At 70.9% G+C, this 21,684-nt stretch carries 13 protein-coding genes; 5 read left to right on the forward strand and 8 right to left on the reverse strand.

What is annotated here, in order from left to right; all coding sequences use genetic code 11:
- The 3 genes from K7640_RS00390 to K7640_RS00400 are packed head-to-tail and all read right to left on the reverse strand — an operon-like array spanning position 1 to position 3,460.
- Positions 1-984, reverse strand: a complete 984-nt coding sequence (locus K7640_RS00390) for an ABC transporter permease (protein ID WP_222952617.1) — start codon at positions 982-984, stop codon at positions 1-3.
- On the reverse strand, positions 981-1,955 hold the full coding sequence (locus K7640_RS00395) for an ABC transporter permease (RefSeq protein WP_222952618.1): 975 nt from the start codon (positions 1,953-1,955) through the stop codon (positions 981-983). Before K7640_RS00395 ends, K7640_RS00390 begins: the two co-directional genes overlap by 4 nt.
- Complete coding sequence (locus K7640_RS00400; RefSeq protein WP_222952619.1) at positions 1,952-3,460, reverse strand: sugar ABC transporter ATP-binding protein; 1,509 nt, start codon at positions 3,458-3,460, stop codon at positions 1,952-1,954. The genes K7640_RS00395 and K7640_RS00400 overlap by 4 nt, the downstream gene beginning before the upstream one ends.
- 409 nt (positions 3,461-3,869) lie before the next feature.
- Between K7640_RS00400 and K7640_RS00405 the strand changes: the two genes are divergently transcribed.
- The 3 genes from K7640_RS00405 (at position 3,870) to K7640_RS00415 (ending at position 12,505) form a co-directional block, all read left to right on the forward strand.
- A complete protein-coding gene (locus tag K7640_RS00405; protein WP_222952620.1) occupies positions 3,870-7,427 on the forward strand; it encodes a ThuA domain-containing protein in 3,558 nt (1,185 codons plus the stop codon).
- A 77-nt stretch (positions 7,428-7,504) separates the two neighbouring features.
- A complete protein-coding gene (locus K7640_RS00410) occupies positions 7,505-10,303 on the forward strand; it encodes a PQQ-dependent sugar dehydrogenase (protein WP_374198046.1) in 2,799 nt (932 codons plus the stop codon).
- Between the two features lie 72 nt (positions 10,304-10,375).
- On the forward strand, positions 10,376-12,505 hold the full coding sequence (locus K7640_RS00415) for a lectin (protein WP_222952622.1): 2,130 nt from the start codon (positions 10,376-10,378) through the stop codon (positions 12,503-12,505).
- A gap of 115 nt (positions 12,506-12,620) precedes the next feature.
- On the opposite strand, the gene K7640_RS00420 is transcribed toward K7640_RS00415, so the two are convergent.
- The 4 genes from K7640_RS00420 to K7640_RS00435 are packed head-to-tail and all read right to left on the reverse strand — an operon-like array spanning position 12,621 to position 16,926.
- Entirely contained in the window at positions 12,621-13,844 is a 1,224-nt protein-coding gene (locus K7640_RS00420) for a mandelate racemase/muconate lactonizing enzyme family protein (RefSeq protein WP_222952623.1), read from the reverse strand.
- A 1-nt stretch (position 13,845) separates the two neighbouring features.
- Complete coding sequence (locus K7640_RS00425) at positions 13,846-14,673, reverse strand: carbohydrate ABC transporter permease (RefSeq protein ID WP_222952624.1); 828 nt, start codon at positions 14,671-14,673, stop codon at positions 13,846-13,848.
- Entirely contained in the window at positions 14,673-15,653 is a 981-nt protein-coding gene (locus K7640_RS00430; RefSeq protein ID WP_222952625.1) for a carbohydrate ABC transporter permease, read from the reverse strand. The genes K7640_RS00425 and K7640_RS00430 overlap by 1 nt, the downstream gene beginning before the upstream one ends.
- Before the next feature lie 4 nt (positions 15,654-15,657).
- Complete coding sequence (locus tag K7640_RS00435; protein WP_222952626.1) at positions 15,658-16,926, reverse strand: ABC transporter substrate-binding protein; 1,269 nt, start codon at positions 16,924-16,926, stop codon at positions 15,658-15,660.
- Positions 16,927-17,058: 132 nt separating this feature from the next.
- Here K7640_RS00435 and K7640_RS00440 point away from each other — a divergent pair, with 132 nt between their 5' ends.
- Positions 17,059-17,829 carry a FadR/GntR family transcriptional regulator gene (locus K7640_RS00440; protein ID WP_255607694.1) on the forward strand — a complete coding sequence of 257 codons (771 nt, stop codon included), beginning with the start codon at positions 17,059-17,061 and terminating at the stop codon, positions 17,827-17,829.
- An 85-nt stretch (positions 17,830-17,914) separates the two neighbouring features.
- Here K7640_RS00440 and K7640_RS00445 read toward each other — a convergent pair whose 3' ends face one another.
- Positions 17,915-19,315, reverse strand: coding sequence for an RICIN domain-containing protein (locus tag K7640_RS00445; protein ID WP_222952628.1), 1,401 nt, complete (start codon positions 19,313-19,315; stop codon positions 17,915-17,917).
- A gap of 331 nt (positions 19,316-19,646) precedes the next feature.
- Between K7640_RS00445 and K7640_RS00450 the strand changes: the two genes are divergently transcribed.
- Positions 19,647-21,683 (forward strand): hypothetical protein, encoded by a 2,037-nt coding sequence (locus K7640_RS00450; RefSeq protein ID WP_222952629.1) that lies wholly within the window; start codon positions 19,647-19,649, stop codon positions 21,681-21,683.
- Position 21,684 lies beyond the last annotated feature (1 nt).

A 21,684-nucleotide genomic window follows, 5' to 3' on the forward strand; every position in this document is an offset into this window, starting at 1 on the left:
TTATCTCGACGAGGAACGTCGGGTCGACACCGCCACGGCGAGCAGGATGATGGCGCCCTGGACGGTCGGTCTGAGGGCGCCGGAGACGCCGTAGAAGTTCATGAGGGCGAACAGCAGCTCCAGGGTCAGCGCGCCGAGCATCGCCCCGACGACCGAGCCACGGCCGCCGCCCAGCGCGACCCCACCGAGGACGACCGCGGTGATGGCCCCGAACTCCAGGCCGGCCCCGGCCTGGAAGGAGACGCCGCTGTAGCCGCCGATCAGGATCGCCGCGACCGCGGCGGCGAGGCCGCTGAGCACGAACGCGATGGTCCGGGTACGCCGGACCCGCACCCCGCTCAGCTCGGCGGTACGCGGGTTGTCGCCCACGGCGACCAGGACCCGGCCGAAGTCGGCGCGCATCAGCCAGACCGCGAGCGCCGCGAGGACCAGCAGGACCAGCAGGGCGTACGGGACGCGGCCCAGCACCGGCACGTCCTCGACCGCGCGCCGGCCGAGCTGGCGGAACTGCTCGGACAGCCCGCCCCGGGGCGCGCCGTTGGACCAGAGGTAGACCGCGCCGACCAGGATCAGGAACATGCCGAGGGTGGTGATGAAGGAGGGCACCCGTAGTCGGGTGGTGATCAGGCCGTTGACCAGGCCGACGAGCGCGCCGCCGGCGAGCAGCACCAGCACCACCGGCCAGGTCCGCGCGGGGTCGCTGTCGATGAGCCGGGCGGCGACCACCACCTGCGCGGTGACCAGGGCGCCGACGGACAGGTCGAACTCACCGGAGACGATCACGAAGTACTGCCCGGCGGCCAGCAGGATGATCGGCGCGGACCGGCCGAGGAACGACATCAGCGACGGCGGGGCCAGGAAGTCGGGCTGGCGGACGGTGACCAGGGCCAGCAGCACCACCAGGATCGTGAGGATGGGCAGGACGCCACCGGGACGTGTCCAGCGCGGTGCGGTGCGGCGACGCGCGACGCTCTGCGTGGTCATCGGTCCGCCTTCCGCAGCGCCCGACGGGCGTAGACGGCCACCGCGGCGATGATGACGACGCCCCGGATCACCTGTTTGAAGAAGGCGTCGACCTCGAGCTGGTTGAAGATGGCGTCGATGCTGGCGAGCAGCAGCACGCCCCCGACGGTGCCGACGACGCCGCCGCGCCCACCGGCGAGGGCGGTCCCGCCGATGACCACCGCGGCGATCGACTCGAGGTCGTAGAGGCCCTCGGTGCCCACCCGGGGCGCCCCCGAGCCGAGCCGGCTGGCCAGGTAGATGCCGGCGAGGCCGGCGCAGAGCGAACAGAGCACGTGGGCGGTGACCAGCACCCGGTCGGTGCGCACGCCGGAGAGCCGGGCGACCTCCGGGTCACCGCCGACGGCGACCAGGTGGTGGCCGAACCGGGTCCGGGAGAGCGCGAACCAGCCCGCCGCGGTGACCGCGAGCAGCAGCAGGAAGGCCAGCGGTACGGGGCCGACGCGCTGGTAGCCGAGGCTCTGCACGAGCGCGGGTGCGGTGCTGCCGGCCGGGCCGTCGTAGCCGTTGTCGAGGTAGCCCTTGAGCAGCAGCCCGACGCCGAGGGTCGCGATGAACGAGTTGACGCGCGCCTTGGTGACGAGCAGCCCGTTGCCCAGCCCCACGGCGGCGCTGACGGCGAGCGCCAGCCCGATGCCGGGCAGCAGTGCGCCGTCGCGGCCGTTCATCGTCTCGGCGGCGATCAGGGTGCTCAGGCTGACCACGTACGCCACCGAGAGGTCCAGCGAGCCGCCGAGGATGACGAGTGTCTGGCCGACGGCGACCAGCCCCAGCCCGGCCGCCACGTGCAGCAGGCTCACCGTGGTCGACTGGTGGAACAGCTGGCCGCCGTCGATCGTCACGACCAGCCAGCCGAGCGCCAGGGTGAGGCCCAGGGCCACGAACACGCCCGGTACGGGCCGTCGAGCGGGCAGCAGCGACAGGGGGCTCACGCGGCCGTCCCCGGCACGGTCCCGACCGCGAGGGTGAGCACGTCCTCCTCGGCCGCGCCGGCGGGCAACTCGCCCGCGATCCGGCCGTCGCGCAGGACGAGCAGCCGGTCGCTCATGCCGAGCAGCTCGGGCAGCTCGGACGAGATCATCAGCACGGCCGCGCCGTCCGCGGCGAGCCGGCGGACGAGATCGTGGATCGCCGACTTTGCGCCCACGTCGATGCCGCGGGTCGGTTCGTCGAAGAGCAGCACCGACGGGTTCAGGGCGAGCCAGCGGGCCAGCACGACCTTCTGCTGGTTGCCGCCGGAGAGGTAGCGGATCTCCTGGTCGTCGGCGGCGGCCCGGACGTCGACGGCGGCGAGCAGGTCCCGCACGCGGGCGGTGCGGGCGGCGGGCCGGTGCCGGCTCGCGAAGACGGCCCGACCCGCGAGCAACGCGTTGTCGAGCACCGACTGCCGGGCGACGATGCCCTCGCCCTTGCGGTCCTCGGTGACGTAGGCGATGCCGGCCCGCACCGCCGCGCGTGGTGAGCGCAGCCGCACCGGGGTGCCGTCGAGCGTGACCTCGCCGGTGGTGAACGGCGCCGCCCCGAACAGCGCGCGGGCCAGCGCCGAGCGTCCCGAGCCCTGGAGGCCGCCGACGCCGAGCACCTCGCCGGCGCGCAGCTCCAGGTCGATGTCGCGCAGCTTGCGGTTGCCCCCGCCGCGCACGGCGAGCCGCACCGGGCCGTCGCCGGGACCGGCCCGCTGCGGGTAGTAGCTGGACAGTTCCCGGCCGACCATGAGCCGCACCAGTTCCTCGGCGGTGGTGTCGGTGGTGCGCAGGGTGTCCACCCGGCGGCCGTCCTTGAGCACGGTGATCCGGCTGGACAGGTCGAAGACCTCGGTGAGCCGGTGCGAGACGTAGAGCACGCCGATGCCCTGCTCCTGGAGCCGGCGCACGAGGCGGTAGAGCAGCTCGACCTCGTGGTCGGCCAGGGCCGCGGTGGGTTCGTCCATGATGAGCAGTCGGGCGTCGAGGGCGAGCGCCTTGGCGATCTCGACGACCTGCTGCTGGGCGACGCCGAGGCGTCCGACCGGTGTGTCGGCCGGCAGTGCCGTTTCCCCGATGGACGCCAGCAGCTGCCGGGTGCGGGCCAGCAGTTGTCGGCGGTCGACCAGCCCGCGCCGGGTGGGCTCGTGCCCGAGGAACACGTTCTCCGCGACGGTGCGCTCCGGCAGCAGGTTGAACTCCTGGTGGATGACGCCGATCCCGGCCCGCTGGGCGTCCCGGGGGCCGGCGAACACGCACCGTTGCCCGGCCAGCTCGATGGTGCCCTCGTCGGGGGCGTACCCGCCCGAGATGATCTTCATGAGGGTGGACTTGCCGGCGCCGTTCTCGCCCACCACGGCGTGCACCTCGCCCGCGGCGGCGTCGAGGTCGACGCCGTCGAGCACCCGTATCCCGAGGAAGGACTTGCTGATGCCCCGCAGGGCAAGCAGCGACGCCGGACGTCGATCTGCCATCGTCGAAAGTCCTCACGGATAGTAGTTGCCGCCAGCCCTCGTCAACCGACCCTTCGGTCGCCGGCGGGGGTACTTCTTGTTCTCGTGCTCAAACTTTCGCTTGACACGATCGAAACATCACACGTATGAAGATAGATGCTTGGGTATGGGTGCGCAATCCCCGATCTCGCAGCGGTTTTGGGCCGATTCATCGGCCGCGGCGAGGTCGACCCGAGGCGGGCTGCCGGGCCACCAGTGACATCGGAGGGCAACACCGATGTTACCGTTAACATCGACGTATCTCGATCTAGTTCAGCTTCGGCCCCAACGCCATCGCGGACCGGCTCACCCGGGATGACACTTCGTCACCTCCGGCGCTGACCGGCCCGTGGTCGCATCCCCTGTCGCCCCACCACCACCAGGAGACGGCATGCGTCGCACAACATCCATCCTCGGAGTCATCACGGGCCTGATACTGGCGCTCGGGCTCGTGCACCCGGCGGCGGCGGCCCCCGCCTTCCGCGCCCTGTTGTTCACCAAGACCACCGGCTACCGGCACGACTCGATTCCCGCCGGGATATCGATGTTCCAGCAGCAGGCCGCGGCCAACAACTTCGAGCTGGTGCAGAGCGAGGACTCCAACGTCTTCACCCCGGCCAACCTGGCCACCTTCGACGTCCTCATCATGTTCCAGACCTCCGGCATGGTCTGGACAACGGCGGCCCAACGCCAGGCGGTGGAGGGCTTCCTCGCCAGCGGCAAGGGCATCGTCGCCGTGCACAACGCCACCGACATGGGTATCGAGGGTGAGTACCCGTGGTGGGACCAGACCGTGAACGCCGGCGCGCACATGCCGGAGCACTCCCCCGGCGTGTTGCCCGGCACCGCCATCGTCGCCGACAAGAAGCACCCGTCGACGGCCAGCCTGCCGGACCGCTGGAACCGCAGCGAGGAGTGGTACAACTTCGACAAGAACCCGCGCGGTGACGTGCACGTGCTGGTGACCGCCGACGAGCGGACGTACAACCCGGGCCCCCGGGCGATGGGCTCGGACCACCCGATCTCCTGGTGCCGCGGCGTCGGTGGCGGTCGGGTCTGGGCCACCGCGATGGGCCACGCCATCGAGTCGTACAGCGAGACCAACTTCCGCAACCACGTGCTCGGCGGCGTGAAGTGGGCCGCCGGCAACGAGCCGGGCGACTGCGGCGGCACCGTCTGGGGCAACTTCGAGAAGCGCACGCTGGACAGCAACACCGTCGACCCGATGGCACTGGCCGTGGCCCCGGACGGCCGGGTGCTCTACATCCAGCGCGGCGGCCAGGTGAAGATCTTCAAGCCGAGCACGAACAGCACGGTCACCGCCGGCACCCTCAGCGTCTACACCGGCGGGGAGGACGGTCTCACCGGCCTGGCGCTGGACCCGAACTTCGCCAGCAACGGGTACGTGTACCTGTACCACTCACCGGCCAGCAGCTCCACCGACATCAACCGGGTCTCCCGGTACACCCTCACCGGCGACACGCTGAACATGTCCAGCGGAGTCACCATCATCGACATCCCGGCGTACCGCGACCGGACCTACCCGGAGCCCGGCCACACCGGCGGCTACATCGACTTCGGCCCGGACGGCAACCTCTACATCGGCACCGGTGACGACGTGCCGCCGAACCTCGACCCCAACTGGCAGGGCTACGCCCCACTGGACTGGCGGCCGGGCAAGCAGATGCTCGACTCGGCCCGCACCGCCGGCAACACCAACGACCTGCGCGGCAAGCTGCTGCGCATCCGGCCGTCGGCCGGCGGCGGCTACACCATCCCGACGGGCAACCTCTATCCGCAGGGGACCGCGCAGACCCGGCCGGAGATCTACGCGATGGGCTTCCGCAACCCGTTCCGGTTCTCGATCGACCCGGCCAACGGCTGGGTCTACCTGGCCGACTACGGGCCCGACCGGAACCCGCCGACCACCAACCGCGGCCCCGAGGGCCTGGTCGAACTCAACGTGATCAAGGCGCCGGGCAACTACGGCTGGCCGTTCTGCCACGGCGACAACCAGCCCTACGCGCCGTACAACCCGGACACCGGCGTGGTCGGCGCCAAGTTCAACTGCGCCGCGCCGGTCAACAACTCCCCCAACAACACCGGCCTGACCAGCCTCCGGCCGGTCGTCGCCCCCAACCTGTGGTACGGCTACGGCGCGTCGCCGACCTTCCCCGAGGTGGGCTCCGGCGGCTCCGCGCCGATGGGCGGCCCGGTCTACCGCTACAACGCCGCCAACCCGTCGGCGACGAAGTTCCCGCCGTACTACGACGGCGTGCACTTCTTCTACGAGTGGTCGCGCAACTTCATCAAGGAGATGCACTTCGACTCGGCGTCGGCGGTCACCCGGACCAACCCGTTCCTGCCCAACACCCGGTTCAACAAGCCGATGGACCTGGAGTTCGGCCCGGACGGCTCGCTCTACCTGCTGGAGTGGGGCACCAACTTCGGTGGCGGCAACAGTGACTCCGGCCTCTACCGGATCGACTACATCCAGGGCGGCCGGTCCCCCATCGCCAAGGCCAGCGGCACACCCACCAGCGGCAACGCCCCGCTGACCGTGCAGTTCTCCAGCGCCGGCTCGATGGACCCCGACCCCGGCAACACGCTCAGCTACCAGTGGACCTTCGGCGACGGCACCACCTCGACCGCGGCCAACCCGTCGAAGGTCTACACCACCAACGGCAACTACACGGCGCAGTTGAAGGTCACCGACAACACCGGCAAGACCGGCTTCGCCAACGTCCAGATCACCGTCGGCAACACCGCCCCGGTGGTCACCATCACCACCCCACCGCACGGCGGCATGCTCACCTTCGGCGACAAGGTGCCGTACCAGATCACCGTCTCCGACCCCGGCGGCGCCCCGATCGACTGCACCAAGGTGTTCCTCAACCCCGCGCTCGGCCACGACGACCACGCGCACGAGACGACGGACCTGGCCGGCTGCTCGGGAACCATCTCCACCGACCTGCTCGGCGGGCACCCGGACGGCGCCAACCTGTTCTACGTGCTCAACGCGCGGTACACCGACAACGGTGGCGCGGGCGGCGCGGCCCCGCTCACCGGCCACGCGCAGGTGATCCTGCAGCCCAAGCAGAAGCAGGCCGAGTACTTCAGCAGCCAGTCCGGCACCCGGGTCGTCGACCAGGCCGGCGCGGAGAGCGGCAAGCGGGTCGGCGACATCTCCAACAACGACTGGCTGGCGTTCACCCCGCTCAACCTGTCGGGCATCACCACAGTGAGCTACCGGCTGTCGTCGCCCTCCGGCGGCGGCTCGATCGAGCTGCGCGCCGGCTCACCGACCGGCACGCTGCTGGCCACCACGCCGGTGCCCAGCACCGGAGGCTGGGACAACTACCAGTCCACGCCGCCGGTCAACGTCACCGCCCTGGCCGGGACGCAGACCCTGTACCTGGTCTTCAAGGGCAGCGCCAACAACTGGTTCGACCTCGACTCGTACACCTTCGGGGGTGCCGGGGTCGGCACCGGCGGCGGCACCACTCCCCCCGGCGGCGTGGCCGGCCGGACCTGGACCCTCACCGCGCAGCACAGCGGCAAGCTGATGGACGTCAGCGGCGTCTCCACCGCCGACGGCGCCCAGATCACCCAGTGGGCCGCCACCGGCGGCAACAACCAGAAGTGGCAGGCGGTCGACGCCGGCGGCGGCGCGGTCTATCTCAAGGCCGTGCACAGCGGCAAGTGCGCCGAGGTCATCGGCGGTTCCACCGCCGCCGGCGCCTTCCTCCAGCAGGCCACCTGCACCAACAGCAACCAGCAGAAGTTCACCACCACCTCGACCGGCACCACCGGCGTCTACACGGTGAAGAGCGTCCCGAGCGGGCTCTGCCTGGACGTCAACGGCGCCTCCACCAGCGACGGCGCGCGGCTCGTGCAGTGGACCTGCCACGGCGGCGCGAACCAGCAGTGGCGGTTCGGTGCGGCGTGAGAATCGAGAGGACCAACACCACCATGTCCGTGCTTGACACCAAGCTCGGCCGGCGGTTCACGTCGGTCGCGGCCACCATGCTCATGGTGGCCGCGGCCGGCGCGGTCGCCCTCGCCGGCAACGCCACACCCGCCGCGGCCGTCATCAACGCCGCCGACTACCAACAGGTCACCCTGGCCAAGGGCGTCGCCGAGATGGGCGAGCCGATGACCCTCGCGGTGCTGCCCGACCGGTCGGTGCTGCACACCGCCCGCAACGGCACGCTGCGGCGCACCGACGCGGCCGGCAACACCGCCGTGGTCGGCAGCCTCGCCGTCTACTCGCACGACGAGGACGGGCTCCAGGGCGTCGGGGTCGACCCCAACTTCGCCACCAACCGGCACATCTACCTCTACTACGCGCCGCCGCTGAACACGCCCGGCGGGGACGCCCCGGGCACCGGCACGAACTGGTCGTCCTGGCAGGGCGTCAACCGGCTGTCCCGGTTCACCCTCAACACCGACTGGACCCTCAACCGGGCCAGCGAGGTGACCATCCTGGACGTGGCCGCCGACCGCGGCCAGTGTTGCCACGCCGGTGGCGACATCGACTTCGACGCCGCCGGCAACCTCTACCTGTCCACCGGCGACGACACCAACCCGTTCGAGTCCGCCGGCTACTCGCCGCTGGACGAGCGCACCAACCGCAACCCGGCGTACGACGCGCAGCGCAGCGCCGGCAACACCAACGACCTGCGCGGCAAGATCCTGCGGATCAAGGTGAACGCCGACGGGTCGTACTCGATCCCGGCCGGCAACCTGTTCGCGCCGGGCACGGCGCGGACCCGGCCGGAGATCTACGCGATGGGCTTCCGCAACCCGTTCCGGATGAGCGTCGACAAGGCCACCGGGGTGGTCTACGTCGGTGACTACGGCCCGGACGCCGGGGTGACCAGCAACCGGGGTCCGAGCGGGCAGGTCGAGTTCAACCGGGTCACCAGTCCGGGCAACTACGGCTGGCCGTACTGCACCGGCACGAACACCAGCACCGAGACCTACGCGGAGTGGGACTTCGCCAGCAACTCCGCCGGCCCGAAGTACAACTGCACCGGCGGCCCGACGAACAACTCGTTCCGCAACACCGGCCTGACCACCCTGCCGGCGGCGAGGCCGGCCTGGATCAGGTACGCGGGCGACGCCGGCAGCCCGTCGGAGTTCGGCGGCGGCTCCGAGTCGCCGATGGCCGGCCCGGTCTACCGGTACGACCCGAACAACCCCTCCACCACGAAGTTCCCGCAGTCGCTCAGCGGGCAGTTCTTCGCCGGGGAGTTCGGCCGCGGCTGGATCAAGCCGATCCAGATCAACGCCGACGGGTCGCGGGGTGCCATCGACACCTTCCCCTGGGTCGGCAAGCAGGTCATGGACATGGCCTTCGGCCCGGACGGCGCGCTGTACGTGCTCGACTACGGCACCGGTTACTACAACGGTGACGCCAACTCGGCGTTGTACCGCTTCGACTACGTCGGTCCCGCCGGCAACCGGGCGCCGACCGCCGTGGCCACCGCCGACAAGACCTCCGGTCAGGCGCCGCTGACGGTGAACTTCTCCTCGGCCGGCTCGTCGGACCCGGAGGGTGGGGCGCTCACCTACTCGTGGAACTTCGGCGACGGCACCACCTCGACCGCGGCGAACCCGAGCAAGACGTACGCCGCGAACGGCACGTACAACGTCACGCTGACGGTCCGGGATCCGCAGGGCGCGACGGGCACCGCCAGCGTGCAGGTCGGGGTCGGTAACACCGCGCCGACGGTCACCATCACCACCCCGGCCAACGGCACGCTCTTCTCCTACGGCGACACGGTGCCGTACACCGTCACCGTCACCGACCCGGAGGACGGGACGATCGACTGCGCGAAGGTCAAGCTGACCTACGTGCTCGGCCACGACCAGCACGGCCACGCGATCACCTCGAAGAACGGCTGCTCCGGTTCGATCACCATCCCGGTCGACGGTGAACACGACGACGCGGCCAACATCTTCGGCATCTTCGACGCCGAGTACACCGACAACGGCGGGTTGACCACCCACAAGCAGCACACCCTCCAGCCGCGCAAGCGGCAGGCGGAGCACTACAAGACCGCCTCCGGCGTGGCGACCTTCGCCAAGACCACCGCCGAGGGCGGCACCACGGTCGGCAACATCGAGAACGGCGACTGGATCGCGTTCGAGCCGTACCGGCTCGACAACGCCACCTCGTTCACCGCCCGCGTCTCGTCGGGCGGCTCCGGTGGCACCCTCCAGCTGCGGGCGGGCTCCCCCACCGGCACCGTGCTCGGCTCGGCGAGCGTGTCGAGCACCGGCGGCTGGGAGACCTTCACCACCGTCACCGGCACCCTCACCGGGGCGCCGGCGGCCACCACCACGCTCTACCTGACGTTCTCGGGTGGCAGCGGGTACCTCTACGACGTCGACTCGTTCACCCTGAACACCGGCGGCACCACGCCACCGCCGCAGACGCGGACCGGACGGATCGTGGGGCTCGGCGGCAAGTGCCTGGACGTCAACGGCGGCAACTCCGCCGACGGCACCCAGATCATCATCTGGACCTGCAACAACGGCGCCAACCAGCAGTGGACGGTGACCCCGGACAGCACCGTCAAGGCGCTCAACAAGTGCCTGGACGTCAACGGCGGGGCCTCCGCCGACGGCACCAGGATCCAACTGTGGACCTGTAACGGCACGGCCAGACAGAACTGGTCGGCCCAGGCCGACGGCTCACTGCGCAACCCGCAGACCGGCAAGTGCCTCGACGTGTCCAACAACAGCTCCACCGACGGCCAGGCCGTGCACCTGTGGACCTGCCACGGCGGCGCCAACCAGAAGTGGACCCTGCCCTGACCTGAAAGGAGGGGCCCCCGGCTAACGCATTCCGTTGTACAGGGGGCCCCTCCTAACCGCTAGGAGAGCGACATGCGCAGACTTCTCAGATCCGTTCTCGGCGCGGCCACCGGCGTCGTGGCGGCGCTCGCGCTGACCACCGCCGCCACCCCGGCCAGCGCCGCCGATGCCCCGTACGAGGTGCTGGTCTTCTCCAAGACCGCCGGCTTCCGGCACGACGCCATCCCGGTCGGCATCCAGACCATCCGTGATCTCGGCGCGGCGAACAACTTCACCGTCACCGCGACCGAGGACGCCACCCAGTTCACCACCACCAACCTGGCCCGGTTCAAGGCGGTGGTCTTCCTCAACACCACCGGCGACGTGCTCAACGCGACCCAGCAGACCGCGTTCGAGTCGTACATCGGCTCCGGCGGGGGCTACGTCGGGGTGCACTCCGCCGCCGACACCGAGTACGACTGGCCGTTCTACGGCAACCTGGTCGGCGCCTGGTTCGCCTCGCACCCGGCCATCCAGGCGGCGGCGGTCAAGGTGGAGGACCGGGCGCACGCCGCCACCGCGCACCTGCCCCAGCGCTGGACCCGCACCGACGAGTGGTACGACTACCGCACCAACGCCCGGTCCACCGCGCACGTGCTGGCCAGCCTCGACGAGTCCTCGTACTCCGGTGGCTCGATGGGTGGCGACCACCCGCACGTCTGGTGCAAGACCTACAGCGGCGGCCGGTCCTTCTACACCGGCGGCGGGCACACCCAGGCGTCGTACGCCGAGCCGGCCTTCCGGGCCCACCTGCTGGGCGGCATCCGGTACGCGGCCGGCCGGACCAAGGCCGACTGCCGGCCGGAGACCGGCTACACCGCGCTGTACAACGGCTCGACCACCGGCTGGTCGCAGGCCGGGCCGGGCAGCTTCAGCAACTCCGACGCCACCCTCACCTCGTCCGGTGGCATGGGCATGCTCTGGTACAGCGCCAAGCAGTTCGCGCCCAGCTACTCGCTCAAGCTGGACTGGAAGCTGGTGGGGGACCACAACTCCGGGGTAATCATCGGCTTCCCGCCGACGAACGACCCGCAGGCCGCTCTGGACACCGGCTACGAGGTGCAGATCGACGCCACCGACGCGGTGGACCGCACCACCGGCTCGATCTATGCCATCAAGGCCCCCGACACCGCCGCCCGGGACGCCGCGCTCAACCCGCCGGGCGAGTGGAACACCTTCGAACTGCTGGTCGAGGGGGAACGCCTCCAGGTCTTCCTGAACGGGGTGAAGATCAACGACTTCACCAACACCGACCCGAACCGGCAACTCGACGGCCACATCGGCATCCAGAACCACGGTACGGGCGACAACGTGTCGTTCCGCAACATCCGGATCAAGGAACTCGGTGGCACCACCCCACCGCCCACCGGCGACGTCACCGTGCAGGCCGAGTCGTACGTCTCGGGCAGCGGGATCAGCCGGGTCAGCAAGGGTTCCGCGCGGGGCGGGCAGGTCGTCGGTGACATCCACAACGGCGACTGGGTCGGCTACCAGAACCTCGCCCTGACCGGGGTCAACCAGCTGCGGGCCCGGGTCGCCTCCGCCGGCTCCGGTGGCACCCTCGCGGTGCGCAGCGGTTCGGCCACCGGCCCGATCCTCGGCCAGGTCGCGGTGCCGGTGACCGGCGGCTGGGAGACGTACACCACCGTCACCGCCAATCTCACCGGGGTCCCGACCGGCACCCAGCCGCTCTACCTGACCTTCTCGGGTGGCTCCGGGTTCCTCTTCGACGTCGACGAGTTCACCCTGGGCACCGGCGGCACCACGCCACCACCGTCGACCCGGACCGGGCGGATCGTGGGGCTGGGTGGCAAGTGCCTGGATGTCAACGGCGGCTCCACCGCCGACGGCACCAAGATCCAGATCTGGACCTGCAACACCGGCACCAACCAGCAGTGGACGGTGACCCCCAACAGCACCATCAAGGCACTCAACAAGTGCCTGGACGTCGCCGGCGGCGCCTCCGCCGACGGCACCAGGATCCAACTGTGGACCTGCACCGGCGGAGCCAGCCAGAACTGGTCGGCCCAAACCGACGGCTCACTGCGCAACCCGCAGACCGGCAAGTGCCTCGACGTGTCCAACAACAGCTCCACCGACGGCCAGGCCGTGCACCTGTGGACCTGCCACGGCGGCGCCAACCAGAAGTGGACCCTGCCCTGACCTGAAAGGAAGGGCCCCCGGTTAACGCATTCCGTTGTACAGGGGGCCCCTCCTAACCATTGGTCCCTCGCCGTCGACGGCGCGGCGGCGAGGGGTAGCGGGCCGGGACCGTCGGTCAGTGCCGGGCGATCGGCGACACCTCGTTGCGGGACTGGACCGGCGGGACGGGAAGCGCCCCTGCGGTGGCGACGCCGTCGGCCCCGGCCAGCAGCCGACGTCCGGCCCGTTCGGGCCGGACGTCGGGGCCGTCGGCCGTCCGCGCCCGCGGGCGGCCGACGGCCGCCCGGATCCGGTCCTCGTCGACCCGGACCCCCAGCCCGGGCGAGTCACCGAGGATGAACGCGCCGTCCGCGACGTGCAGGTCGATGGTGACGCCGACCGGCGGGTGCAGGTCCTGCAGCTCGCTGGTCAGGTGGTTCGGCACCGAGGTCGCCGCGTGCAGCAGCCCGACCGGGGTGTTGCCGATCGGGCTCACCGGCAGGTCGTAGGCGTGGGCCAGGGCGGCGACCCGCAGGAAGTGGGTCACTCCGCCGACCGCGGCCGTCTGCACGATGTCGACCGCCCCGGCGGCGATCAGCGGCCGGTACTGTTCGAGCCCGGTGAGGTTCTCCCCGGTGGCCACCGACGCGCGCACTCCCCGGCCGACCGCGGCGAGGCCCTCGGCGTCCCAGCGGCGGACGGGCTCCTCGATCCAGATCAGGTCGAGGGTGCGTTCGATCTCGCAGACGTGCCGGACGGCCTGCTTACGGGTCCACGCCTCGTTCACGTCGAGCATGAGCCCGGGCCGCGGGCCGTCCCCGCCCTCGGCCAGCACCTCCCGGACCAGCCAGAGCCGGTGCCGGTCCCGCTCGATGTCGAGGCCGCCCTTGAGCTTGGCGGCCCGCAGCCCGTACCGGGCGTAGGCGTCGTACGTCGCGACGAGCTGGTCGTCGGTCAGCGCGATGTCCAGACCGGAGGCGTACGCGGGGACCACCCGGTCGCGCCCGCCCAGCAGTCGCCACAGCGGCTGGCCGGCGGCCTGCGCCTTGATGTCCCACAGGGCGGTGTCGAGCGCGCCGATGGTGCCGAACACCGGGCCGGCGTGGCCCGCCTTGAAGGTGTGCCGCAACATCCGGTCGTAGAGCGTCGTCACGGCACGGGGGTCCTCGCCGTGGATGGCCGCGAAGATCCGTTCGATCTCGACGTGCGGCCCGATGCCGAATCCCGCGATGCCCTCGTCGGTGTCGACGATGACGATCGGCACCGGGACCGCCCCGTCGGCGAAGACGCCGTTGGCGTCGCCGACGGGCCGCCCCCATTCCTGCACGGTGGTGAGTGTGCGATAGCCGGTGATCCGCATGTCAGCCCTTCGTGGAGCCGGCGGCGACGCCGTCGGCGATCTGGCGCTGGAGGAAGAGGTAGACCACCAGGACCGGTACCGCGGCGATCAGCACTCCCGAGGCGAAGGTGGGGATGTCGTCGGAGTACTGGCCACGCAGCGAGGTCACGCCGATCATGAGCGTCCGGTGTTCCGCCGAGGGCATCATCACCAGCGACATGAGGACGTCGTTCCAGCAGAACAGGGCGTCGAGGATGCCGACCGACAACAGGGCCGGGGTGCCCAGGGGCAGCATGATCCGGCGGTACACGCCGTACACGCTGCTGCCGTCGATCCGGGCCGCGTCGATGATCTCGGGCGGGATGGCCCGGTAGTAGCTGGTCATCAGGAAGACGGTGAAGGGCAGGAACTGGGCCACGTAGACGAGAACCAGACCGGGGTACGTGTCGATGAGCGCGGTGTCGGCCATGATCCGGGCGAGCGGCACCATGATCACTTGGAAGGGTACGAAGAGCCCGGCGAGGCAGCCGAGGAACAGCGCCGACGAGCCGCGGAACCGGAGCTGGCTGAGGGCGAAGCCGGCCATCGACCCGAGCAGCAGCAGCAGGACCACCGACGACGTCACCACGAGCAGCGAGTTGACGAAGTAGCGGCCCATGCCGACGCTGTTCCACGCCGTGGCGATGTTGTCCCACCGCAGGGCGTCGGCCAGGGCGAACCGGTCCAGAACGTAGTCGCGCCGGGTCTTCATCGCCACGTTCGCGGTGAACAACAGCGGATAGATCGTCCCCAGCGCGAGCAGCGCCATCGGAACGGCCAGCAGCCACCGGCTCAGCCGGATGCGAGACATCAGTCCTCCCGTCCGGCCCGCCTGAGCAGGCTGACCTGGAGCAACCCCACGACGAGCATGATCACGAAGAGCACCGTCGACGCCGCCGAGGCGAGGGCGGGCCGGTTCAGCTGGCCCTGCTGGATCCAGATGTAGTACTCCGGCAGGTAGGTGGACCCCTCCGGGCCGCCGCTGGTCATCACGAAGAGCAGGCCGAACATCGAGGTCAGCATCCCGATCATCGTGGTCACGAAGACGAACGCGATGGTGCGGGACAGGCCCGGGACGATCACGTGCCGGATCAACTGGGCCAGCGACGCCCCGTCCACCCGGGCCGCGTCCAGCAGCGCGGCGTCCAGGGTGGCGAACCCGGCGAGGAACACCACGAGCGCCATGCCGAAGGTGGCCCAGACGTGTACGCCGACCACCACGAACTTCGCCACGTCCGGATTGCCGAGCCAGTCCACCGGGCCGATGCCGGCCGTTGCGAGGACGGCGTTGAGCGGGCCGTCGACGGCGAGCAGGAGATTGAAGATGGCGCCGACGATGACCGGTGAGAGCACCGCGGGAAAGAAGTAGACGCTGCGGTAGAAGCGGTGCCCGGGCACCCGCAGGTAGATGAAGGTCGCGAGCAGCCCCGGGATCGCCACCGCCACCGGGAGCAGCAGCACCAGCAGCCCGACGTTGCCCAGCGCGGTCCGGAACAGCGGGTCGTCGAGCAGTTCGAGGTAGTTGTCGAGACCGACCGCCGTCCCGTTGCGCGGACCGTCGCCGGTGAAGGAGAAGTTGACGCCGAGCAGCAGCGGATACAGCCGCAGCAGCACGATGATCAGGACGGCCGGGGCGACCAGCACGTACGGGGCGAGACGCTCGGCCCGCGAACCACCGCCGACGGTCCGCGGGCCGGCACCACGACGGCGGCCGGACGTCCCGGCCGGCGCCCCGTCGGTCCGCCCGGGTGGTACCGGGCGGACCGACGGCCGCGCGCTCGCGGTCGACACGACCTCAGCCCGCCTGGTCGGAAGCGGCCAGCTGCTTCACCGCCTCGTCGACGGTGACCGAACCGCTGAGCAGTTGCTGGGAGAGCCGCCCCATCAGATCCAGGGTCTTGGAGGAGAGCGCCACGTGCAGGGCGGGCTTGCCGCCCTTGAGCTCGGCGACGATCGAGGCGGCGGCGGGGCCGCCCGCCGACACGTCGATCGTGGTGTCGGCGGCGATCGCGCCGGCGTCGGCGTAGAACGCCTTGAGCGCGTCGGTCGAGGTCAGCGAGCGGACGAGGTCGGCGGCCACCCGGGGGTCCTTCGTCCATTTCGCGACCGCGTAGCCGATGCCGCCGTCGTAGGGCAGGCTCGGGGTGGTGCCGGGGGTGACGACCGGCGCCCGCATCACGCCGAGCTTCTCGGCGGTCAGGAACTCGTTGAAATCCTTCCAGTGCCCCACGTCCGACATCAGCCCGATGACGTGCGCGGCCTTGCCGGACTGGAACAGCGCGAAGGAGTCGTTGAACATCGCGGTCGAGTTGGCCCCCTTGTTGTTCAAGCCCGCGTCGCCCGCGTCCTTCCAGAGCTGGAAGACCCGCTTCACGTCTGGCGAGTTCCAGTCCCGCTTGCCGGCGATCCAGTCGTCGTACTCCGTCGCGGTGAGGATGCCGGAGCCCAGGGCGGACAGCCAGAACTGGATCCCGGCGCCCTCCTTGTTGCCGAGGGCGAAGCACGATGCGCCGGCCTTGCCGATGGCGGCGCAGTTCGCGACGAAGTCGTCCCAGGTGGTGGCCGGCCGCTCCGGATCGAGGCCGGCCTTCTGGTAGATCGTCTTGTTGTAGTAGATGGGGTGGCCCTGCAGCGTCACCGGCCCGGCGTAGGTCTTGCCGTCCTTGGTGAAGGCGTCCCAGCCGGCCAGCCGCTCCTTGTCCGCGGTCACGTACTCGTCCAGGGGCACCAGCGAGTCCACCCGGTCGCGGATCTGGCCGCCGCCGTTGAACAGCATGACGTCGGGGCCCTTGCCGGACTGGAGGGCCGCGCCGAGCAGCGTGTAGTACTGGTCGAACGGTTGCGCGACGAACTCGACCGTCACCTTCGGGTGCTTCTTGGCGAAGTCGGCCTTCGCCTTCTCCAGGTAGCCGGCCGCGGATGCCTCACCGGACTTCCAGTCCCAGACCACCAGCTTGCCCGCGGACCCGCCGCCGGGGGCGGGGTCGGAACCGGTGGCGCTTCCGCAGCCCGTCATCGCCAGTGTCACAACGAGGACCGCCGACCAGAGTGCTCGCTGTTTCATCGTCGTCTCCTACGAAAGGGAGTGGTTGACGGCTCGACCGTCCAACCAGGATGAGATCGGAAAGTAACTCGTATGACGTCTGACGTCAACGGTTCCCCGTACACTGACCTCGGACGTCTGATCGGAGGGCACATGACGCCATCGCCGGAGACGGCACTGAATGCCCTGGCCGCACCGGCCTGGACACGGCGACCGACCAACCTCGCCCGCGCCGTCACCGCCGAGCTGGTGGAGCGGATCGTCCGCGGGGTGCACCCGGCCGGGACGGCCCTGCCGCCCGAGCCGATCCTCTGCGAGACCTTCTCGGTGAGCCGGACCGTCGTCCGCGAGGCGGTGAAGATCCTCCAGGAGAAGGGCCTGGTGCAGGTCCGCCAGGGCGCCGGCACCATGGTCAACCCGCCGTCGAGGTGGGACATGCTGGACGAGCTCGTCCTCGGGGCCACCATCGCCGAGGAGGACGGCCTCGACATCCTCGACGATCTGGTCGTCACCCGGCGGCTGCTGGAGTCCGACATGGCGAACGTCGCCGCCCGCGTCGCCGACCCGCGGACCGTGGACCGGCTGCGCACCCTGGTGGACGAGATGGACGAGCTCGTCGACGACCACGTCGCCTACCACGAGCACGACCGGACCTTCCACGACACGGTCATGCAGGCCTCCGGAAACCGCATCGCCCGCGGTGTCGTCCGTGCACTGGAGAGCCAGGTCGTCAACACCGCCCGGTACATGGGCCGCACCGAGCGGTCCCTGTGCGTGGCGTCCAACCGCGGGCACCGCCACATCTACGAGCGGATCGCCGCCCATGACCCCAACGGCGCCGCCGAGGCGATGTTCACCCACATCACCGAGGCCTGGCTGGTCCGGCGCGGCGGCTCGGGCAAGCCCACCCGACTGCGGCGCTGACCCCGCGCGGCGCGGCAGCCGCCACTCCCCCGATCGGGAGTGGCGACTGCCACCCGGCTGCGCCATCAGCCGCGTCGAGACGAGATCAGGAAAACTGCGCGAAGAACCGCCAGATCTCGCCCTTGGTCCAGGTCGTCACGCCACTCTCGGCGTACGTGCCGTCGACCGGGCCCGGCATGTGACCGTTGTCGAACGCCGCCCACTGCACCGGGTACCCGGCCCGGCAGCCCGAGTAGGTGGTGGTGATGTGGGTACGGCTGCCCCCGCCCGGCTCGGGCGGGTTCTGCGCGGTGCAGCCGTTGTTGCGGACGAAGGTGTCCCGCAGCGCCCGGCCCTGGCTGATGTTCAGCACGTTGTCCGTGATGCCGTGCAGCCCGAAGTAGGCGATGGGCTGGGTGCCGCCGCTGCACCCGCTGATCTGCGCCCCGGAGATCACCGCGACGGCCCGGAAGACGTCGGCCCGCGCACAGGCCAGCGCGTAGCTCATCCCGCCGCCCCAGCTGAAGCCGAGAGCGAAGCGCTGCCTCGGGTTGACGCACAGGTCGCTCTCGATCCGCCGGATGATGTTGTCGACGAAGGTGACGTCCTCACCGCCGTTGTTCGCCCAGCCGTTGCCGAAGCCCTGCGGGGCGACCAGGATCGCGCTGTTGTTCGACTGCTCCTGCTGGCCGTAGTAGGACCAGGCGGCCCCGCTGGTGCCGCCGGAGGAAATCTCCTGCATGGTGCCGCCGCGCCAGTGGAACGCGAAGATCAGCCGGTACGGGTTGTTGTTGTTGTAGTTCGCCGGCACCCGCAGGATGAACTGCCGGTTCTGGCCGTTGCTCTGGATGGTGTGCGTGCCGCTGGACAGCGTCGGGGCCTTGCCGCACCCGCTGCCGCCCGTCGGCGGCGGGGTGGTCGGCGGGGTGCCGCCACCGTCGACCCGGACGAGCTGCCACTGCTGGTTGGCGCCGTTCCAGTCGGCGTACTGCACGATGTTCGCGCCGTCGGCGGTGGAGGCGCCCTGCACCTCGACGACCTTGCCGCTGTGCCGGCTGATCAGCCGGACGTGGCCGCCGTCGGAGTCCGCCAGCCGGAACTGCTGGTTGGTCCCGTTGGTGTCGGACCACTGCACGATCGCGCCGCCGTCGGCGGTCGAGAAGTTGTACACGTCGAGCACCTTGCCCGAGTGCCGGGACTTCAGCCGGTAGTAGCCGCCGCCGGAGTCCACGAACTGCCACTGCTGGTTGGCGCCGTTGTTGCGCGTCCACTGGCTGATCCGCGCGCCGTCGTTGGTGGCCGACGCGTACAGGTCCAACGCCTTGCCGCTGTTGCGGTTCACCAGGACGTACCAGGCGCTGGTGTCCACCGTCGCCGCCGCCGCGGGCGCCGTGTTCGCCACGACCAGCCCGGTCGCCGCCATGATCGCGGCGGCCGCCACGGCCAGGACTGACCGCCAGCCGCGGCGGGGTGGGGAGGCGGGACGGGCCTCACCGATGGCCTTCATGGTCCACTCCTTCGCTCGGGGCCCCACCCGCGAGCGGAACCCGCGCGCGTGCCCAGGGGTGTGTGCCGGCGTCTGGTGGTGGCGTCGGCAGGGAGGTGTGGTGCGTGGGGGGAATCGGGCCGGCGGTGCCCGGCCACCGGATGACCCGTTCGTGACAGCGAAGTTAGCGCTAACAACGTCATACGTCAAACGACAGACGTCGATCGGTTCGCCCTCGATCGGATCCGCGTCCACAGCAGACCCTTGCGCGAGAATCCTTCACGAGCGTAGGAAGGCTCTCACCTGCCGGAGCCACCACCGGGCGCTCCGTCCACCCTCGATGGAGGTACGTGTGACCCGCCCCCGACGCCTCCGCCTCGCCGGGTCGGCGCTGCTGACCGTCGGCGCCGTGCTGCTCGGCGCGTCCGCCGCGGCGGCGCCACCGGTGGGGCGGCCACCCCTGCCGTCACCCGGCGCCTGCGACCCGATCGACCCGACGGCCTGCCTGCTGCCCTTCCCGAACGACCACTTCACCGTGCCCGACCCGGCCAGCCCCACCGGCAAGCGGGTCCGGTTCGCCGCCGCGTCCATGCCGGCCAACGCGCAGGGCGTGCCGATCGACCCGACGGAGTGGAACCGGCAGGACGGGTTCAGCCCCGGCTCACCGATCCTGGTGCACGTGCCCGGCCTCGACGCCGCCGCCACCGGCATCGCCCCGGTCACCGACATCGGCCGCTCGCTGGCCCCGGACGCGCCGATCGTGCTGGTCGACACCGCCACCGGCCGGCGCACGCCGTACTGGGCGGAGCTGGACGCGCACGCCACCGGGCAACCCGACCGGCAACTGCTCATCATCCGGCCGGCGGTCGCCCTGGCCGAGGGCACCCGGTACGTGGTGGGCCTGCGCGACCTGCGCGACCACGCCGGGTCGCTGATCCCGCCGCCGGCCGGGTTCCGGGCGTACGTCACCGGCGCGGGCGGTCACCCTCCGGACCGGCGCGCCCCGCAGGTCAAGCGGATCCTCGCCGACCTGACCACCGCCGGAGTCAAGCGGCAGCGCCTCTACCTGGCCTGGGACTTCACCGTGGCCAGCCGGCAGGGCCTGACCGGCCGGATGCTGGCGGTCCGCGACGACGCGTTCGCCACCCTCGGCCGGGCCGCGCCGACCTTCACGGTCAGCCGGGTCACCGACTACTCACCGGAGCAGGATCCGCGGATCGCCCGGCAGGTGACCGGCACCATCGCCGTGCCGTCCTACCTGACCGGCAGCGGTGGCCCCGGCTCCCGGCTGCACTACGGGCCGGCCGGCGGCGACGGACGGGCGAGCACCCCGGACGCCCGGCCCACGCCGTCGGGCGCCACGCTGCGCGCCGACTTCGTCTGCAACCTCCCGCGCGGCGCCTCGGCCGCCGCCCCGGCGCACCTGTCGCTCTACGGTCACGGCCTGCTCGGCCGGCCCACCGAGATCAACGCCGGCAACGTCAAGGACATGTCCCGCGCCCACAACTTCAGCTTCTGCGCGACCAGTTGGATCGGCATGGCCGAGGCCGACGTCCCGTACGTGGCCGGCGCCTTCACCGACCTCAGCGCCTTCCCCGCGGTGGCCGACCGGCTGCAACAGAGCTTCCTGAACTTCCTCTTCCTGGGCCGGACGATGATCCACCCCCGCGGGTTCGCCGCCGACCCGGCGTTCCGGGACGCCGCCGGGCGACCGCTGATCGACGTGGCGGGCGGGCTGCACTACGACGGCAACAGCCAGGGCGGCATCAACGGCGGCGCGCTCACCGCCGTCGCCCAGGACTGGACCCGGTCGGTGCTCGGCGTGCCCGGGATGAACTACTCCACGCTGTTGCAGCGCAGCGTCGACTTCGCGCCGTTCCAGACGATCATGGACGGCTACTACCCGTACCGGGCCGACCAGCAGCTGATCTTCGCGCTGCTGCAGATGCTGTGGGATCGCGCCGAGGCCAACGGGTACGCCCAGCACCTGACCGACGCGCCACTGCCCGGCACCCCACGGCACCAGGTGCTGATGCACGTGGCCTTCGGCGACCACCAGGTCTCCCCCGCCACGGCCGAGGTGCAGGCGCGCACCATCGGCGCCAGGCTGCACACCCCGGCCCTCGCCGCCGGCTGGTCCCGCGACGTGCGGCCGTACTGGGGCATCGCGCCGATCCGGCGGTACCCGTACACCGGTTCGGCGCTGGTGGTCTGGAACAGCGGCGCGACCTACGCCCCGCCACCGACGAACCTCGCCCCGGCCGGCCCCGAGTACGGCACGGACTCACACGAGTTCCCCCGGGCCCAGCCCGGGGCGCAGCGGCAGAAGGCGACCTTCCTGCTCACCGGCCGGGTCGTCGACGTGTGCGCGGGCGGCCCGTGCCCCTGAC

Origin of the sequence: Micromonospora sp. PLK6-60, assembly GCF_019890675.1 — a bacterium.
Lineage (GTDB): Bacteria > Actinomycetota > Actinomycetes > Mycobacteriales > Micromonosporaceae > Micromonospora.

What these genes read in the sequence shown, in the direction of transcription:
- K7640_RS00405 (WP_222952620.1), top strand. Translation starts at nt 3,870, where the DNA reads ATGCGTCGCACAACATCCATCCTCGGAGTCATCACGGGCCTGATACTG.
- K7640_RS00410 (WP_374198046.1), top strand. Translation starts at nt 7,505, where the DNA reads ATGCTCATGGTGGCCGCGGCCGGCGCGGTCGCCCTCGCCGGCAACGCC.
- K7640_RS00420 (WP_222952623.1), bottom strand. Translation starts at nt 13,844, where the DNA reads ATGCGGATCACCGGCTATCGCACACTCACCACCGTGCAGGAATGGGGG.
- K7640_RS00415 (WP_222952622.1), top strand. Translation starts at nt 10,376, where the DNA reads ATGCGCAGACTTCTCAGATCCGTTCTCGGCGCGGCCACCGGCGTCGTG.
- K7640_RS00435 (WP_222952626.1), bottom strand. Translation starts at nt 16,926, where the DNA reads ATGAAACAGCGAGCACTCTGGTCGGCGGTCCTCGTTGTGACACTGGCG.
- K7640_RS00445 (WP_222952628.1), bottom strand. Translation starts at nt 19,315, where the DNA reads ATGAAGGCCATCGGTGAGGCCCGTCCCGCCTCCCCACCCCGCCGCGGC.
- K7640_RS00440 (WP_255607694.1), top strand. Translation starts at nt 17,059, where the DNA reads ATGACGCCATCGCCGGAGACGGCACTGAATGCCCTGGCCGCACCGGCC.
- K7640_RS00400 (WP_222952619.1), bottom strand. Translation starts at nt 3,460, where the DNA reads ATGGCAGATCGACGTCCGGCGTCGCTGCTTGCCCTGCGGGGCATCAGC.
- K7640_RS00390 (WP_222952617.1), bottom strand. Translation starts at nt 984, where the DNA reads ATGACCACGCAGAGCGTCGCGCGTCGCCGCACCGCACCGCGCTGGACA.
- K7640_RS00425 (WP_222952624.1), bottom strand. Translation starts at nt 14,673, where the DNA reads ATGTCTCGCATCCGGCTGAGCCGGTGGCTGCTGGCCGTTCCGATGGCG.